The 15,549-nt window shown below is 60.7% G+C and carries 10 protein-coding genes and 3 pseudogenes; 6 read left to right on the top strand and 7 right to left on the bottom strand.

What is annotated here, in order from left to right:
• Positions 1 to 56 precede the first annotated feature (56 nt).
• Positions 57 to 1,343, top strand: a complete 1,287-nt coding sequence (locus XH85_RS13830) for a M16 family metallopeptidase (RefSeq protein ID WP_164934616.1) — start codon at positions 57 to 59, stop codon at positions 1,341 to 1,343.
• Between the two features lie 458 nt (positions 1,344 to 1,801).
• Positions 1,802 to 2,760: pseudogene (locus tag XH85_RS13825) on the top strand (IS110 family RNA-guided transposase); the annotation flags it as partial.
• Positions 2,761 to 2,999: 239 nt separating this feature from the next.
• On the opposite strand, the pseudogene XH85_RS13820 reads toward XH85_RS13825, so the two are convergent.
• Positions 3,000 to 3,263 (bottom strand): annotated as a pseudogene (locus tag XH85_RS13820) (transposase); the annotation flags it as partial.
• A 793-nt stretch (positions 3,264 to 4,056) separates the two neighbouring features.
• On the opposite strand from XH85_RS13820, the gene XH85_RS13815 reads away from it, so the two are divergent.
• Positions 4,057 to 5,238: a DUF418 domain-containing protein gene (locus XH85_RS13815; RefSeq protein ID WP_245474084.1), complete on the top strand. Its 1,182-nt coding sequence runs from the start codon at positions 4,057 to 4,059 to the stop codon at positions 5,236 to 5,238.
• A gap of 827 nt (positions 5,239 to 6,065) precedes the next feature.
• Here XH85_RS13815 and XH85_RS13810 read toward each other — a convergent pair.
• Genes XH85_RS13810 through XH85_RS13785 form a run of 6 tightly spaced genes read right to left on the bottom strand, consistent with a single transcriptional unit; the run spans position 6,066 to position 13,291 of the window.
• Complete coding sequence (locus XH85_RS13810) at positions 6,066 to 7,565, bottom strand: CoA-acylating methylmalonate-semialdehyde dehydrogenase (protein ID WP_128932232.1); 1,500 nt, start codon at positions 7,563 to 7,565, stop codon at positions 6,066 to 6,068.
• Positions 7,566 to 7,608: 43 nt separating this feature from the next.
• Entirely contained in the window at positions 7,609 to 9,123 is a 1,515-nt protein-coding gene (locus tag XH85_RS13805) for an ABC transporter ATP-binding protein (RefSeq protein ID WP_128932231.1), read from the bottom strand.
• Positions 9,124 to 9,163: 40 nt separating this feature from the next.
• On the bottom strand, positions 9,164 to 10,090 hold the full coding sequence (locus tag XH85_RS13800) for an ABC transporter permease (RefSeq protein ID WP_128932230.1): 927 nt from the start codon (positions 10,088 to 10,090) through the stop codon (positions 9,164 to 9,166).
• 4 nt (positions 10,091 to 10,094) lie between these two features.
• Positions 10,095 to 11,171, bottom strand: a complete 1,077-nt coding sequence (locus tag XH85_RS13795) for an ABC transporter permease (RefSeq protein WP_128932229.1) — start codon at positions 11,169 to 11,171, stop codon at positions 10,095 to 10,097.
• Positions 11,172 to 11,180: 9 nt separating this feature from the next.
• Positions 11,181 to 12,293 (bottom strand): BMP family ABC transporter substrate-binding protein, encoded by a 1,113-nt coding sequence (locus XH85_RS13790; RefSeq protein ID WP_164940769.1) that lies wholly within the window; start codon positions 12,291 to 12,293, stop codon positions 11,181 to 11,183.
• Positions 12,294 to 12,325: 32 nt separating this feature from the next.
• The gene (locus XH85_RS13785; protein ID WP_128932228.1) at positions 12,326 to 13,291 is read right to left on the bottom strand and encodes a dihydrodipicolinate synthase family protein; all 966 of its coding nucleotides are present in this window, start codon (positions 13,289 to 13,291) and stop codon (positions 12,326 to 12,328) included.
• 177 nt (positions 13,292 to 13,468) lie between these two features.
• On the opposite strand from XH85_RS13785, the gene XH85_RS13780 reads away from it, so the two are divergent.
• The 3 genes and pseudogenes from XH85_RS13780 to XH85_RS47985 all read left to right on the top strand — a co-directional run.
• Positions 13,469 to 14,281, top strand: a complete 813-nt coding sequence (locus XH85_RS13780; RefSeq protein WP_128932227.1) for a FadR/GntR family transcriptional regulator — start codon at positions 13,469 to 13,471, stop codon at positions 14,279 to 14,281.
• A gap of 480 nt (positions 14,282 to 14,761) precedes the next feature.
• On the top strand, positions 14,762 to 15,238 hold the full coding sequence (locus XH85_RS47330; RefSeq protein WP_128932226.1) for an extracellular solute-binding protein: 477 nt from the start codon (positions 14,762 to 14,764) through the stop codon (positions 15,236 to 15,238).
• A pseudogene (locus XH85_RS47985) lies at positions 15,190 to 15,456 on the top strand (extracellular solute-binding protein); the annotation flags it as partial. The gene XH85_RS47330 and the pseudogene XH85_RS47985, both read left to right, overlap by 49 nt.
• Positions 15,457 to 15,549 lie beyond the last annotated feature (93 nt).

The following is a 15,549-nucleotide window of genomic DNA, read 5'->3' as shown; positions in this document are numbered from 1 at the left end:
CCCAGTCTTGCACACGACGTGACGTCCTCCTCGCCGGGGCGTCGGCTTCAATCGCAATGCTCGCATCACCAAGTTCGCTTGCTGCCACCAGCACGCTTGCCGCGGCCAAGATCAAACGCCTGGTATCGCCTTGCGGTATAAAGGCAACGTTGGTGCAGGATGCGACTGTCCCGCTGATCGCCGTGGAATATGCCTTCGGCGGCGGCGCGACGCAGGATCCCGCCGAGAAACCCGGTGTTGGGCACATGGTGGCTAGCCTGCTCGACCAAGGCTCCGGCGATCTTGACTCCAAGACGTTTCATGAGCGGCTCGATGGCAGCGCCATTGAGTTGAGCTTTGCATCGCATCGCGACTACTTCCGCGGTAGCTTGCGCACGCTTAAGGACTGCAAGGAGGAAGCCTTTGACCTCTTACGGATGGCGCTAACCTCACCACGTTTCGACCCGGCCGATGTCGAACGAATTCGCGCCGGCGTGCTTGCGAACCTTCGACATGACTCGACCAATCCGGCGTCGCTCGCAAATCGCAAATTCTTCGAGGTGGCCTTCAAGGATCATCCTTATGCTCGGCAGGCCGAGGGCACCCTCGAGAGCGTGCCGAAGATCGACGTAGCAGATCTCAAGGGCTATCTCCGAAGCGTAATCGCAAAAGACACACTCAAGATCGCGGTGGTCGGCGACATCGATCCAGAGGTCCTCTGCAAATTGCTCGATATGACTTTCGGGGGCCTGCCGGCCAGCTCGAATTCGACGCCGGTTGCGGACGTGGTCGCAGCAAAGCCACCGCAGCGCATCTTCATTCCGCTCGATGTACCTCAGACGTTTGTGACATTCGGCGGTCCTGGCGTCCGGCGCACCGAACCGGATTTCATGGCAGCCTGTGTCGTCAACCACATTCTTGGCGGCGGCGGTTTGACCTCGCGGCTCTTCCGCGATGTCCGCGAGAAGCGCGGGTTGGCCTATTTCGTCAGCGAGCATCTGGTCTGGATGGATCATTCAGCCGTGTTCGTCGGTTATAGCGGCACGCGGGCTGACCGCGCCGGCGGGACAGTCGAAGAGATCGAGAGGCAGGTCCGTCACATTGCCGAGGGAGGACCGACCCAGCAGGAACTCGATGATGCAAAGTCTTACCTGAAGGGCTCGCAGATACTAGCTCTCAACACAACATCGAAGCTTGCGCGAACGCTGTTGCAGCATCAGCTTGATAAGCTGCCGATCGACTATCTCGAAAAACACGACGCCGTCGTCGATGCGGTAACGTTGGAGGATGCCAAGAGAGCAGCGGCGCGCCTGTGGGGCGGTGGTTTGCTCACCGTTCTCGTCGGTCGTTCCCCAGTGCCATGACTACATCCCGGTCAGGGGACCGATTTGGACGTCAGACCACAATACACAGGAAACCCAATTATCTTGTAGATAGTGGACCTCCACGACCAAAGCGAGGACCGGCAGGGTGTCCTAGGGCAAAGTGCTTCTCACATCGATAGAATGCGCGGCTGTGCAGTGCGTGAGGGTGAGCCGACTAAGGAAACGGGCAGGATGTTAAGACGACAAGTCACGCCACTAAGGGCTCATCCCCTAGCGCACCTGCGAGTGGCGAAACGGAAACCGACAGCGCAGCAAGTCGCCGAAGCGTTTTGTTTTGCGATGCGTGTGTTTGATTACACAACCCGACGACGCGCGAATGGCTCGAAAACGGGATCGTATGGTCAGAACAGACGATGGTGCTTTTATCTTGTCGAAGGAGCAGGCACTAGCCCTAGTGACAGGGAAGCCGTAACGCTTTACAGTCTAGGCGCCGCTGCGACGGCACACCTGTTCAGAAAGTTCGCTTTCGACGTGACGCTCTTCTTCAGTTCTTTGCTCGCGCACAAGCAAGCATCGTTGGCATGGAATTCTGCGCCGGTTCACAGTGGCTCGCCCGGAAGATACAGCCACTTGGTCACAAGGTACGCTTGATCCCCGCGCAATTCGTGAAGCCCTACGTGAAGTCAAACAAGAACGACATCATCGACGCCGAGGCGATCGCTGAGGCCGCAACGCGACCGACGATGCGCTTCGTCGCCGTGAAGGAGGAGGACCAGGTCGATCTTCAAGCCCTGCATCGAATCCGTGACCAGATGGTTGGCTCGAGGACACCCTGATCAATCAGATGCCGGCTTTCTGCCTCGAGTACGGTGTACTTTGCGTCAGGGTGCCGGAATATTCAAATTCGAGTTGCCGCGCGCATTGAATGACGAAGGAAACGATTTGTCACCAGTGATGCATCGCCTGGTCGGCGATCTCTTCGCCGATCTCCGCCGCCTCGAAGAACGGATCCGCGAAGTGACAGAGGAGATCGAAGCGGTCGCCGATCGAGAGGACGTCACACGCCGGCTGATGTCAATCCCCGGCATCGGCGCATTGGGTGCGACCGCTCTACTTGCCGCGATCGGTGATAGGCTGCAGTTTCGCAAGGCCCGCGACCCTGCTGCCCTGGCTGGGGTTAGTGCCCAGGCAATACTCGACCGGCGGAAAACAGACGTTGCTTGGCGTCAGCAAACCCGGCAACCGTTATGTGAGAAAGCTTCTAGTGCATGGCGCGATCCTGCTTCCGGCATTTGGATCGGACGCGTGATCGCCTAGGAAGCTGGCTTGACGCGCTCCAGCTCGGATGAATCCGAAGGCCGTTGTCGTTCTAGCCGCTAAGATGGCCCGCATTGTCTGGGTGGTCTTGAACAAGCCTGGAGCTCTCTACGAACGCAGAGATCCTGCTTTCACCTGACGCTCCTGGCTTCGATTGCAAGGCTCGGGAACAGTGATGACGAAACAGTGGATCAACATGCCGTAAGCCCAGTGCAAAAAGGCGGGCTTCGCGTCCCAACCATTTATTGGGAACGGCGTGCGCGGATCTCATCATGGCCTTAGCTGCAACAGCAGTCCACTCGCGAGAGGCCGGATACATTTATGCAACTGGAAGCGTCTTTTTGCTGTTACGAACCCTTGCACGGACGGGGCGGACCATACATTTTTTGAAAGCAGCTCGCGAAGGGCGCCCGCGTCGAACATCTGCTCCGCCAGAAGCTTCTTCAGCTTCGCGTTCTTCTCTTCCAGCGCCTTTAACCACTTGGCCTCAGAGACATCCAAGCCGCCGAATTTGGCCTTCCAATTATAGATCGTCGTCTGGAAGATCCCATGCTTGCCAGCAAGGTCAGCCGTCTTGGCCCCAATCTCATGCTCCTTCAATACCGCAATAATCTGCTCTTCTGTGAACCTTGCTCGCTTCATCTGTCCGTCCTTCTTCGGGCCGGACTCTAACTCCTTCTGGAGGAAATACTCAGTGGCAGGTCACACCTATTTCACGACGGTGGTGCGGACCCAACAACCGCCATGCGCGCTCGTATGCCCAACTAGATCTTCGTGAGAGAAGATCTTGATGGCGGCCGACCTTCCATCATACATCTCAGAGCGTAATATGGGAGGAGGTGCATTGCCATATGCAAGTCGCACAAGATGAACGTCATCAAGAGTCCCGACGATCAAGCGTTCCGCCAAGTATGCGACGCAAATCCCAGAATAGTTGATAGCGTAATGCTGCCCACATTAGGTCGTCGTCGTTGGTGCGCTAAAGCAATAAATTCCAATTTTTGGATTGCTGCGGAGAACACCCTTAGTCCACCCTGGTGTCGATAAACTTCGGAACATCTGGTTGGAAGAATCCTTCCATCGGATCGTCAAACGCTGAAATTCGGAAACCATAGATACTGCTCCATAATAGCAGAGATTTCGCGTTTTATGGTCTCGTCTGTTATCGAATGGTACCGAAATAACACCCGCGGCAATACCGCGAGATCAAGTTGAGCCATTGGAGAAATTCCGCCGATCCAAGTTCATGTTTAATTCCTCGCGCATTGGAAGTGAATCAATTTGTCACGGTTCGATTCAGCCCCCCAATTCAGGTAGTTTGATGCGGCACGAGGCGGCATTCTAAATCTCTCCATCGGAAATGGGGAGTCCTGCAATGACCGGCGGAAACATCGGCTCGCGCACCGCGCCGGCGAGCGTCGCGCCTCCAAAGCCTATGAGCCCGTCGGAGCGGCTCGACGCGATTGACGTGCTGCGGGGCCTGGCCCTGTTCGGCGTGCTCGCCATGAACATCGTGATCGCATTTCGGGTCTCCATCTTCGCGCCGTCCTTGCTGAACGCGGAGCCGGCGGGGTCGCTCGACCGAGCGGCCGCGGCTGTGCTGACGGTCGCCGTCGGCTCCAAGGCGGTTGCGCTGTTCTCGCTGCTGTTCGGCGTCGGCCTCGCCATCCAATTCGAGCGGCTTGCCGGCAATGCACAGCGCATGATCTTGCTCGTGCGCAGGCTGGTGGTGTTGCTGGCGATTGGCCTAGTGCATCTCTATTTGATCTGGGACGGCGACATTCTCGTCGAATATGCGCTGGCGGGCTTCGTGGTGCTGCCCTTCCTCGGCGGCGCGCGGTGGCTCATGGCGGGTGCAGCCCTGCTGCTCCTGGGGCTCTACGTGACCATGCTGCTGTTACCGCCGATCGTGCCGCTGCCGGGTGCAGCCGGCGCTCTTGCCGCGGACGCGACGCGTGCCTACGGCACGGGTGGATTTTTCGATGTGCTCGCGTTCCGGATCCGCGAGGTGCCGGCGATTTTTCCGCTGCACGTCATGGCCTTTCCGTGCACTGTCGCGCTGTTCCTGATCGGCGCCTTCGTGTGGCGCAGCGGGGTTTTGCGTCGGGCTTCGGCGAACCGGCGCCTGCTGTTCGTCGTCGCAACCGTTGGCATTCTTCTCGGCGGCGGATTGAGTCTCGCGGCAGCAGGACAAGAGCTCTTCGATTGGCCGTCGCTCGGGCGCGCGCATTTTCCGGTGGAACAGCTGGGGGCGGTCGTGTTGGCCCTGGGTTATGCGGCCGCAGTCATCGCGGCTGTGAACCTCTCGGGCTGGCGGAGGATGCTGGGCTGGGCCGCGCCGCTTGGCCGCATGGCGCTCACCAACTATCTGGCGCAATCGGTGATCTGCGGCTGGATCTTCTACGGTTATGGTCTAGGCCAATTTGGCCGCCTCGGCGTGGCCGCGACACTGGCGATCGGCATTTTCGTGTATCTCGCGCAGGTGGTGTTCAGCGCGTGGTGGCTGCGCCGCTATCGGTTCGGTCCTGTCGAGTGGCTCTGGCGCTCGTGCATGTATGGGGTACCGCAGCCGATGCGGGCAACGGTCAATTTAGCCATCATGCGCGCGCGACGATAGCAGATTGATGCGGGCCCAAGATACCCAAGCTGTGTTCTGCTTCGAGCGGAAGCCGCCCAAGCGGGTACGGCTGGCTTTGGTCCGTGGCTGAACTTAGCTTATGTCGCCCCGTGTCTGCTTTGTTCGGGTCAGTCACCTCCGGAAAAGCGGGCTTTGACCACTCTAAAGCCGTCCTGCCAAAGTGAACCGCGTCCTTTCGCTGACCGCCGCGGGCTCCCACCTCTTCGTTTTGATGAAGGCGAGAGCAGCGCGCTGAACGAGGTCGTGCAAGTCCGCCGTGGGTGAATCTCGTCGGTAAGATCAATCGTCGGCTCGCACATGGCGATCAGCGGCGCCCTCGATCGGCTCACCCGGCAATCGCGACAGATAATTATATTCGACCTGGTTCGTCTGCGCGTTAAACAGATTAGATCGAGCCGCAGGCGCCGGCGGCCGGAGGCGGCGGTCAGAGCGATTCGCCAGCTGCCACCAGTGGTCAGGGTGCGGGTTCGTCAAGGACGCCCAATTCGGCAAATCCCGGTGCGACCATGAACGAGCCAAAATCGAGGACTGGTCGTTAGTAGACGCCAAGACCAAAATGCGATTTGGGCGGCTAATGCCGTCTCGGCTCCGCAAGGCAGCGGACACGGTCACGTGACGATGGGCGGCCTAGCTAGCAGCGGGATTAGCTTTGCTGAGCTTGCGGAGATTTTGCGCCGTTGCGGCGACGAGCAACCCGTACGAGCAATGAAGGGGTCTTGTGGCGGATGAAGTCGCCTGAAAAGAAGCGAGGGCCTGAGGCCCTCGCAGTGAGGGAGGAAACGAGATACAGACGACTCGATGGACTGCTATGACATTGTCGGCATGACGAACTCGGCACCGGCTCGTATTCCGGTTGGCCAGCGGCTGGTGACCGTCTTCATTCGGGTGTTGAAGCGAACGCCTTCCGGGCCGTGCATGTGGTGGTCGCCGAAAATCGACGCCTTCCATCCACCGAAAGAGTGGAAGGCCATCGGCACCGGGATTGGAACGTTGATGCCGACCATTCCGACTTTGATCTGATGGGCGAATTCACGCGCGGCATCGCCATCCCGTGTGAAGATGGAAGTGCCATTGCCGAATTCGTGTTCATTGACCAGGCGCGCGGCTGTCGCGTAATCCGGCGCCCGAACGACCGACAACACAGGTCCGAAGATCTCTTCCTTGTAGATCTTCATGTCCGGCTTGACATGATCGAAAAGGGTTCCGCCCACGAAGAAACCATTCTCATAACCCTGCATCCTGAACTTACGTCCGTCGACCAGCAACTTTGCGCCCTCGGCGATGCCGAAATCGATGTAGCTCCGGACCTTCTCCAGGTGCTGCTTCGTGACGAGAGGCCCCATCTCCGCTTCGCGGTCGGTACCCGGCCCGACCTTCAGGCCTCGGACCTTGGGTTCGAGCGCCGAGATCAGCTTGTCTGCCGTCCCCTCGCCGACCGGCACGGCAACCGAGATCGCCATGCAGCGTTCTCCGGCGGAGCCGTAGGCTGCCCCCATCAGCGCATCGACCGCCTGTTCCATGTCGGCATCGGGCATCACGATCATGTGGTTCTTGGCGCCACCGAGCGCCTGGCAGCGCTTTCCGGCGTTCGCGGCCGTCGAATAAATGTACTGCGCGATCGGTGTGGAGCCTACGAAGCTGATCGCCGAAATATCCGGGTGATGCAACAGCGCATCGACAGCTTCCTTGTCGCCTTGCACTACGTTGAACACACCGTCCGGCAGACCGGCTTCCTTTAGCCACTCCGCCATGATGAGCGACGCCGACGGGTCGCGCTCAGATGGCTTCAGAATGAACGCATTTCCGCAGGCGAGGGCGACCGGAAACATCCACATCGGAACCATGACCGGGAAATTGAAGGGCGTGATTCCGGCGACCACGCCGAGCGGCTGGCGCGTAGAATAGCTGTCGACGCGGGTACCGACATTCTCGGTGAGTTCGCCCTTGAGGAGCTGCGGAGCGGCCGTGGCAAACTCGACTACCTCCATTCCGCGCTGAACTTCCCCGAGAGCGTCGGAGTGAACCTTGCCATGCTCGGAGACGATCACGTCAGCAAGCTGACTTGCACGATCCTCGAGGATCCGTAGAAAGCGATTGAGGATGCGCGCGCGCCGCAGAGGCGTCATGTCGGCCCACCCCTGCGCTGCCCTGCTGGCGGCGGATACCGCGTCCGCCACCACCGCCCCGTTGGCGGCCACAACACGGCCCGTCTGCTCGCCCGTTGCGGGGTTGAAGACCGGCAAGCTGCGTTCGGTGCCACCGGGGACCTGCTTGCCATTGATGAAATGATTGATCTGCGTGACCACGAACGTCTCCTTCTCGATTGCTGATCAGACCCGCGCCTTCAAGTCAGGCCGCTTTCATTCCCGCCATGTATTTTCCGATCACGCGCTTGTCGGCGCCCTCGGCCGACACTTCATGGACGATGCGACCCGCGCTCATGACGAGGACCCTGTCGACCAAGCCAAGCAACTCGTCGAGATCCTCCGAGATGAGCAGCACTGCGGCTCCGCCGTTCCGGGCCTCGAGGATCCGACGGTACGTTTCTTCGCACGCAACGAAATCAAGACCGAACGTCGGATTCGACGCGACCAGCAATCGAACGTCTTGCGCGAGCTCTCGCGCCAGCACAGCGCGTTGAACATTGCCACCAGATAGCGCGCTCATGCTTGCGTTCAGGCCAGGGGCCTTGACACGAAATTGTGCGACCAGCCTCTCGGCCTGCTGGGCGAGCGCGCCGTAGTTCATTGCGATACCACGGCAGAGCGGCACCCGATCGAAATTACGCAGGGCAAGGTTCTCGGCCAGCGACATGCGATCGATGCAGGCGTTCTTCAGGGGCTCTTGCGGCAGTCCATAGACGCCGAGGCGAGCGATTTCCTGTCGCGTACCGTTGAACGGCGAGCCGGACACGGTCATCGTACCGCTGCGATCCCGCTGCCCCATCAGGGCCTCGACCAACTCCAACTGTCCATTTCCGGATACCCCGGCAATCCCGACAATCTCGCCTGCCCGCACCTCGAGCGAGAGATCTTGCACGGCGGGAAGACCATTGTCGCCGTTCACGCAGAGGTCGCTGATGGAGAGGATAATATCGGACGTCGGCGGTGATTTCGGCGCGTGCTGCACTATTTTGCTGACGGGCTCTCCGATCATAGCTTCTGCCAGAGCGTCATCAGTCAATTCGGCGACGGCGCCCGTTCTCACCGACGCGCCTCGACGCAATACCGTCACGTCGTCGGCGAATCGGCGGACTTCGTGAAACTTGTGGCTGATCAAGATCGCGCTGAGTTCGCCCGTCCGTGTCAGGCTGCGAACATGGCCAAGCACCTCATCGGCCTCGGCAGGCGTCAGCACCGACGTGGGTTCGTCCAGGATGAGTAGCTTGCGCCCGAGATAGAGCTGCTTGACGATCTCGGCCTTCTGCTTCTCGCCCGCAGAGAGCTGCGAGACGCGCACGTCGAGTGGCACTTGAAACGGAAGCTTCTTGGTGACTTCGCCCAGCCGCTTCAGCTCGCTTTGCCAGTTGATATAGGCCGGCAATCTCGCGCCGCTGACGACCAGATTCTGCGCCACCGTCATCGACGGCACGAGAGTGAAATGCTGATACACCATGCCGATGCCGAGCGCATCGGCATCCTTCGGCGAGTTTAGCCGGTGCTCGCGCCCATCCACCTGGATGTGACCCTCGTCCGGAGGGTAAAAGCCCACCAGGCATTTGACCAACGTGCTCTTGCCGGCGCCGTTCTCCCCGAGCAGCGCATGGACCGTGCCCGAGCGGATCAGCAGCGATACGTTGTTCAGGGCGAGGTTCGCCCCGAAACGCTTCGTCATGTTCCTGAGCTCGACTTGCGGAGCGGTCATCGGACTATCCTCCGAGGATGAATTCTCGTCACGGCGCTTCTCACCGGTGGAGCTTGAGCTCGCCCGGCGCATCGGCGAACGGAGCAGCCCGCGACGTCGACGCAACCATGATTGCAAGGGTCAGAATGTAGGGAGCCGCATTGAACAGGTAGTAGTAGCCGGTCACCCCAATGCCCTGGAGCGCAGGACCGAGAGCGCCCGCCCCGCCGAACAGCAGCGATGCGCCGAGGGCATTGATCGAACGCCAGCGGGCAAAGATGACGAGCGCGACCGCCATGATGCCTTGGCCACTCGACAGGCCTTCGCTCCAGCTCCCCGGATACGAAAGCGACAGGAAGCTGCCGCCGATGCCCGCGAGAATGCCGCCCGCCATGGTCGCAACGATGCGCACCCGCAATACAGGGAACCCAAGCGCGCGTGCCGCATCCTCGCTGTCTCCCACCGTGCGCAGCATCAGCCCCCAGCCGGTCCTGTTCAGGAAGACGTAGACCACGAAAGCCAATGCAATTCCGACGAAGAACAGCGCGTTGACGTCCAGCGCAGCTCGCATCCGCGGTACGCTCGACCAGAATCCGAGTGCGATCGAGGGAAGCGGCGGCGCCTTGGGCTCGATCAGGGGTTTGCCCAGGAAGAACGCGAGGCCCGTACCCAGCACGATCAGGCTGATGCCGATCGCGGTGTCGTTGACGCGCTTCACACTGCACAGCAGGCCATGCAGGAGCCCGAAGGCCATTCCGGCGAGTCCCGCGGAAAGCACGCCGAGCCAGGGCGAGCCGGAGAGGTAGGAGATCGCGTATCCCGCCATGGCACCGAGCATCAGCGTGCCTTCGAGGCCTAGATTGATACGGCCCGATTTCTCGGTGATCAGCTCACCGATGCTCACGAAAATGAAGGGTGTCGACACACGGATCGCCCCACCCAGGATCGCGAGCGGCAGCGCAAGCCAGCCGATTGATGTACCGTCCATGCCTTTACCTCCGCGTCGTTTCTCGGAGTTGTTGCGCGATTGCATCCGCGACGAGGACGCAGACGAAGATCAGACCCTGAAACACCAGCATCGTCGCATCGGGAAGTCCGAGACGCCGTTGCAACAGGCTGGCGCTTGCCTGCATGCCGCCGATCAACAGCGCGACAGCGACAATCGCAAGCGGCTGGTGTCGCGCCAGAAACGCGACGAGGATTCCGCTATAGCCATAGCCGACGATGAGTGAGGAGTTGGCCGTCCCCTGCACAGCCGCCACCTCGATGGCGCCGGCGATGCCCGCCATACCGCCTGCTACCACCGAGGCACCGATGATCCAGCGATTTACGGCAAGGCCAATCATCCTCGCGACCCGGGCACTTCCGCCGACCACCCGCAGCGCGAAGCCCCACCGAGTGTAGCGGAGCACGACGTGGGCGATGGTGGCCAGCGAGAGGCTAACGGCAAGCCCCGCGTGAACGCCGACGCCGGGCATCACGGGCAGCATGTAGGACGGTTCAACCGGGTGGGTCGATGGCTTGTCGAGACTTGCAGGATCCCGGAGCAGGCCTTCCGTCAGATGATGAAAGATCGCGATTCCGATATAGGACAGCAGCAGACTGGAGATCGTTTCGTTCACGCCACGGTACTGACGGAGCACACCCGCCAGACCGAACCAGAGTCCTCCGATCAAGCCGCCGGCCAGCAACATGAGGAGTTGCATGGGAAGCGCGTGCGCTCCCGCGAACGGCAACGTCACAACGGCACCTGCAAGCCCGCCGAGCACCAAGGCCCCCTCGCCGCCGATAATCACCAGCCCCGCTTGCGCGGGGATCGCAACGGCGAGCCCCACGAGGACCAAAGGAGCGGCGCGCGACAAGGTATCCTGCCAGGCGAAGCTGCTACCGAAGCCGCCCTGGACGATCAGACCGAACACTGTGGCGGGGTTCTGCCCGTACAAGGCCACGAACGCCGCGAAGATGGCCGACGCGAGCAGCACCGCCAGGACAGGCAAGGCCACACTGAGTTGGGCTGCGTTTCCCAGCGGGTTCGAAGGCACGGATTCGATTCCGGAGATCGAAGACAAGAGCGCCTCCTAGACTTGGCCGATGATGCCTTCGACGAGATAATTGATGCCGTCGAGCGCACGGTCGTTGCTGCTCTGCATGACGCCGGCAGGGATGACGACGTTGCCCTTGTTGTCCTTGAGCGGGCCGCTGTAGATCACGCGCGTGCCGCCGATGAGGTCTGCCCGCGCCGTCTCGGCCGCTGCGCGGGCCTCAGGTGTAACGAGTTTTCCAAACGGACTGTTCTTGACGAAATGATCGCCAAGGCCGGAACGGAGATAGTGCTCCGGCTTCTTGCCGCCACGCACGCTGCCGGCATAGACGAGATACGGCGTAATCCAGTTCCACTCAGCCCCCGTGAGATAGCCGTTGGGAGCCACATCGGCCTGACTCGAGTGATAGCCGCATGACATGACGCCGCGCTTCTCCGCCGTCTCGATCACGACCTTCGGGCTATCGACCTGGGCGGCGATGACGTCGGCCCCCTGGTCGACCAACGTGTTCGTCGCTTCCGCCTCACGCACAGGAAGCACCCAGTCGCCAGTAAAGATGACCTGCACCTCAATGGCCGGATCGACCGAGCGCGCGCCAATCGCCAACGCGTTGATGCTGCGCAGAAGGTTGGGTGTCGGCTTCGCCGCGACGAGGCCGAGCTTCTTGCTCTTCGTCATGTGGCCGGCGACGATTCCCGAAATGTACTGCGCCTCGAAGATGTAGGCGTATAAAGTACCGATGTTCTCGGGCATGCCCGCCGTCCACACGCCGCCGGTGTGAGCGAAGGTGACGTCCGGATACTTGGCCGCCATCTCCAGAACGTGCGGCTTGAAGTAGCCAAAGGACGTCGCCAGGATGAGTTGAGCGCCGTCCTGGCGGATCATGCCTTCCATGCTGCGTTGGGCCGCGATCGTTTCCGGAACGCGCTCCTCCTCGATCACTTTGATGCCGGGCAGCTTCTTCAGGGCCGCGGCGGCCTGCGCGTGGGACTGGTTGAAGCCGTAATCCTGCTTGGAGCCGGAGTAGAGAACTCCGACGGTGAGCGGCGTCTCCGCACGGGCAACGGTACTCTTAAGAACGAATGGTGCGGAGCCGGCAGCGGCCAGCATCTGGAGCACCGAGCGACGGTCGACAGGCTTCAAAGTCATGTTCCCCTCCGTTGAAGATTGCAATCAGCAAGTCACGACGACATTCGTTCGGCAGCAGACAGCAGGCCGGGCGCGCAACATGCGATGAGATCGGCTTCCAGCTCTCGTCTTTCAGCAGCGGACAGCGGCGTGACCGGCGAGCGCACGGCGCCGCCGGCAAGGCCGATCAGATCGCACCAATGCTTGACCGCTGCGTTCGGCATGTGACCGCGCTTCAGCGGGTCCATGATCCACTTGTTGAAGATGATCCGTTGCGGCGCGAGTGAAGCACAGATGCGTTCTGCTTCTTCCGTCCGTCCGGCCGCCAACAGAGCCACGTATTCCGCGATCGGGCGAAACTCGCCGCGTTGATAGAGGTAGGGCTCGGGGTCGGCATAGAGGATCGGCTGACCCTCGGCCTGCATGTTGGCGAAGAAGTTCTCTTCCAGCGGGTCCGACACCAGGACGCCATTTCGCGCAGCCTGGCGAAGCGCCGCGTTCTCGGCTGCATTGCCCGTCGTCTTCAGGAGCTTGAGATTTGGTAGCGAGCAGAGCTGCGTGAAAACGCCGGGGTCCAATGGGCTGCCCGCGGCGGTTCGCGCGTTGAAGATGACGATCGGCATCTCCAACCGGACACAGAGGTGGTGCAGATACGCGAACTGCTGGGCGGGGGATCGCGGCCCCGAGGTTGGGACCATCAGCACGGCGTGGCTGACGCCAAGCCGACGCGCGTGCTCGCCGAGCTCGATGGTTTCCTCCACCGAGGGACCGGAGATCACCACGGAAATCCCAAGGCGCCCCCCCGCCTCGTCCGCAATGACCTCGATGACACGCTTTCTCTCCTGCAGCGTGAGCGACCAGACTTCGCCGATCAGCCCATTGCAGAACACCCCTGCCAATCCAGTCGCGATGTAGTGACGGACGTTCCGGCGGACTCCCGCCTCGTCGATGGCGCCGGAGGCATCGAAGGGCGTGTGAATGGCCGCCCAAATTTCCGGGATGTTCTGCCCGCTCGCCATGCTCGCTCCCTTTAATCCGACCGGTCTATTCTATTTATCATGATAAACCGGATTTGCATGAGTATGCCTATTATGGAAGAAGTGTCAATCGACGAGTCGGCTCTTTCCGTGGGCCCGCGCCTAGTTCGTCCCGGAGCCGACCCTGGAACCTATTGGTAGCTTTTGGAGAATTCTGGAATGACGGTCCAATTGGAAAAATCGCCCCGGCCCGGCGGCCGGTTGAAAATTCAAAAGCGGGCCGACCTGGTTACCGAAGAGATCAAGCAGCTGATCACTCAGAAGAACCTCCGCCCGGGCGACAAGCTTCCGATGGAGAAGGAGCTTCAGCGGCTGTTTTCGGTCAGCAAGAGCACGATCCGCGAGGCGCTCAAGTCCCTCGAGGTGCAGGGGCTGATCACTATCAGCACCGGCCCGACAGGCGGGGCGACGATAATGGAGGTGCCGCTCGAGCGCACCTTTCAGTTGTTGCAGAACTACCTGTTCTTCAAAGAGGTCAGTATGGAGGACATCTATGCGGCGCGACGGTTGCTGGAGCCGGAATTGGCTGCCGGCTCGGTGAAATTTCTGTCGGACGAGCAGCTCGACGCGCTGGAGCAGAACATTGAGACGTGTCAGCCGGCCTCGCAGGAGCCGTCGCTTCTGGTTCGTCAACGCCAGGCCGATCTCGACTTTCACGACATCCTGGCGGCCGCAAACCCAAATCCCTTCCTGCGCTTTGCATGCGAGCTGATCAACGAGATGCTCCGTCGGCTGGTTGTCTTCAGCACCCAGACGCCTCCGGAAGAGCACACGCGATTCGGATGCGCCAACGTCAAGATTCACACGGAAATCGCCAAGGCCGCCCGCGCGCGCGACAGCGAGCGCGTCCGCGCGCTCATGAAGGCGCACATGGAGGAAGCTTCAGAATACGTGAAGCGGCTGGACGGGCGCCTCGATGGTCGACTGATCCTCGACTCGGAAATGGCGCCGCGGCCGCGACCACTGTCCTGAAGCGCAGCCTGTACCGTCACGATTACACCGCCACCACCCTACGCGAGCATTACGGTTTGGATCGTCCGGCAAGCTTGTTCTCCAGCCTGGTCCGAGCAACCGCATGATCGACTCGTTTTTTCTTCTCAGAGACCTCAGCAGATAGGTGACTGCGGTTCACCGATGAAGTTCTCATTTGTCGGCCAGTTCCGCCTCGACGCAGACTAGCCGCCAAAGTCAACGCTCTCGAGCGTTTTGGGGAGGACGCGTGCTTCTACAACGCCAACTGGCGTCCATTCAGGTTGCGGGCGACAAGCCCGGACCAGCGATGTGCCAGCGCTGCAAATCCTCGACATAGATGAATTTGTTTCTCTCGCCAGGTCGCCGCCGACAGCGTCCGTTCACGCCAGCGGCTGACTAACCCGCCAGGATCACGTGAGAAACGCTCCGAAGCCGGCTCTGCCGGACTCCGGACGTGCAAGAGAGGAGGAGGAGGAAGGGATGAAGTTCAGGACGTTTCTTGGCGCGACCGCAGTGCTAGCGCTGGCTGCAGGTTCAGCGCCGGCCGCCGACAAGGATGCCGCCGACACAGCGGTGGAAGCCGCGAAGAAGTACGCGGGTACAACGATCAGCATCGTCTGGGAGGCCGGTCTCCAGTCTCTGGACCCGTTGAACTATTCGGGCCCGCAATGGGAGAAGCTCACCGGCATCAAGGTGAAGGTGGTCGAGGTGCCGACCGACCAGATGTTCACCAAGATCATGCAGGATTTCAAATCAGGCGCGGGGGCTTATGACGCGCTGAACGTCATCCCATCCTGGATGCCCGATCTTGCACGCGCCGGCGCACTCGAGCCGCTTGACAAATATGTCGACAGGTTCGGCTACCGCGACGAGCTGCAGGACATCGCGGCCGCCTACCCGACAACCAGATGCAGTATGACGGGAAGATTTATGGCTTCCCGGACGATGGCGACGTGATGTTGCTCTATTACCGGAAGGACATCTTCGACGATCCGAAGATGAAGGACGCGTTCAAGGCCAAGTTCGGCTACGAGCTTGCGCCGCCAAAGGACTGGAAACAGTTCGACGAGATCGGCCAGTTCATCACCGACAAGATGGCGCCGAAGATCTACGGCGCCGGATTCTTCCGCACCGCGCCCTATCCGCAATACATATTCCAGGAGCGCTTCCGCATGGAGGGCGGCAAGTTCTTCAATGCCGACACCATGAAGGCCGCGGTGAATGGCGAGGTCGGCCTCAAGGTATTCAAGCAGATGCTGGCGGAAAAC

Origin of the sequence: Bradyrhizobium zhanjiangense, assembly GCF_004114935.1 — a bacterium.
Lineage (GTDB): Bacteria > Pseudomonadota > Alphaproteobacteria > Rhizobiales > Xanthobacteraceae > Bradyrhizobium > Bradyrhizobium zhanjiangense.
The sequence above is the reverse complement of the archived record's forward strand: the minus strand, read 5'-3'. Positions and strand labels throughout refer to the sequence as shown.

Coding starts and splice junctions, on each gene's coding strand:
- XH85_RS13785 (WP_128932228.1), bottom strand. CDS start 13,291: ATGGCGAGCGGGCAGAACATCCCGGAAATTTGGGCGGCCATTCACACG.
- XH85_RS13805 (WP_128932231.1), bottom strand. CDS start 9,123: ATGACCGCTCCGCAAGTCGAGCTCAGGAACATGACGAAGCGTTTCGGG.
- XH85_RS13815 (WP_245474084.1), top strand. CDS start 4,057: ATGAGCCCGTCGGAGCGGCTCGACGCGATTGACGTGCTGCGGGGCCTG.
- XH85_RS13800 (WP_128932230.1), bottom strand. CDS start 10,090: ATGGACGGTACATCAATCGGCTGGCTTGCGCTGCCGCTCGCGATCCTG.
- XH85_RS47330 (WP_128932226.1), top strand. CDS start 14,762: ATGAAGTTCAGGACGTTTCTTGGCGCGACCGCAGTGCTAGCGCTGGCT.
- XH85_RS13780 (WP_128932227.1), top strand. CDS start 13,469: ATGACGGTCCAATTGGAAAAATCGCCCCGGCCCGGCGGCCGGTTGAAA.
- XH85_RS13830 (WP_164934616.1), top strand. CDS start 57: ATGCTCGCATCACCAAGTTCGCTTGCTGCCACCAGCACGCTTGCCGCG.
- XH85_RS13790 (WP_164940769.1), bottom strand. CDS start 12,293: ATGACTTTGAAGCCTGTCGACCGTCGCTCGGTGCTCCAGATGCTGGCC.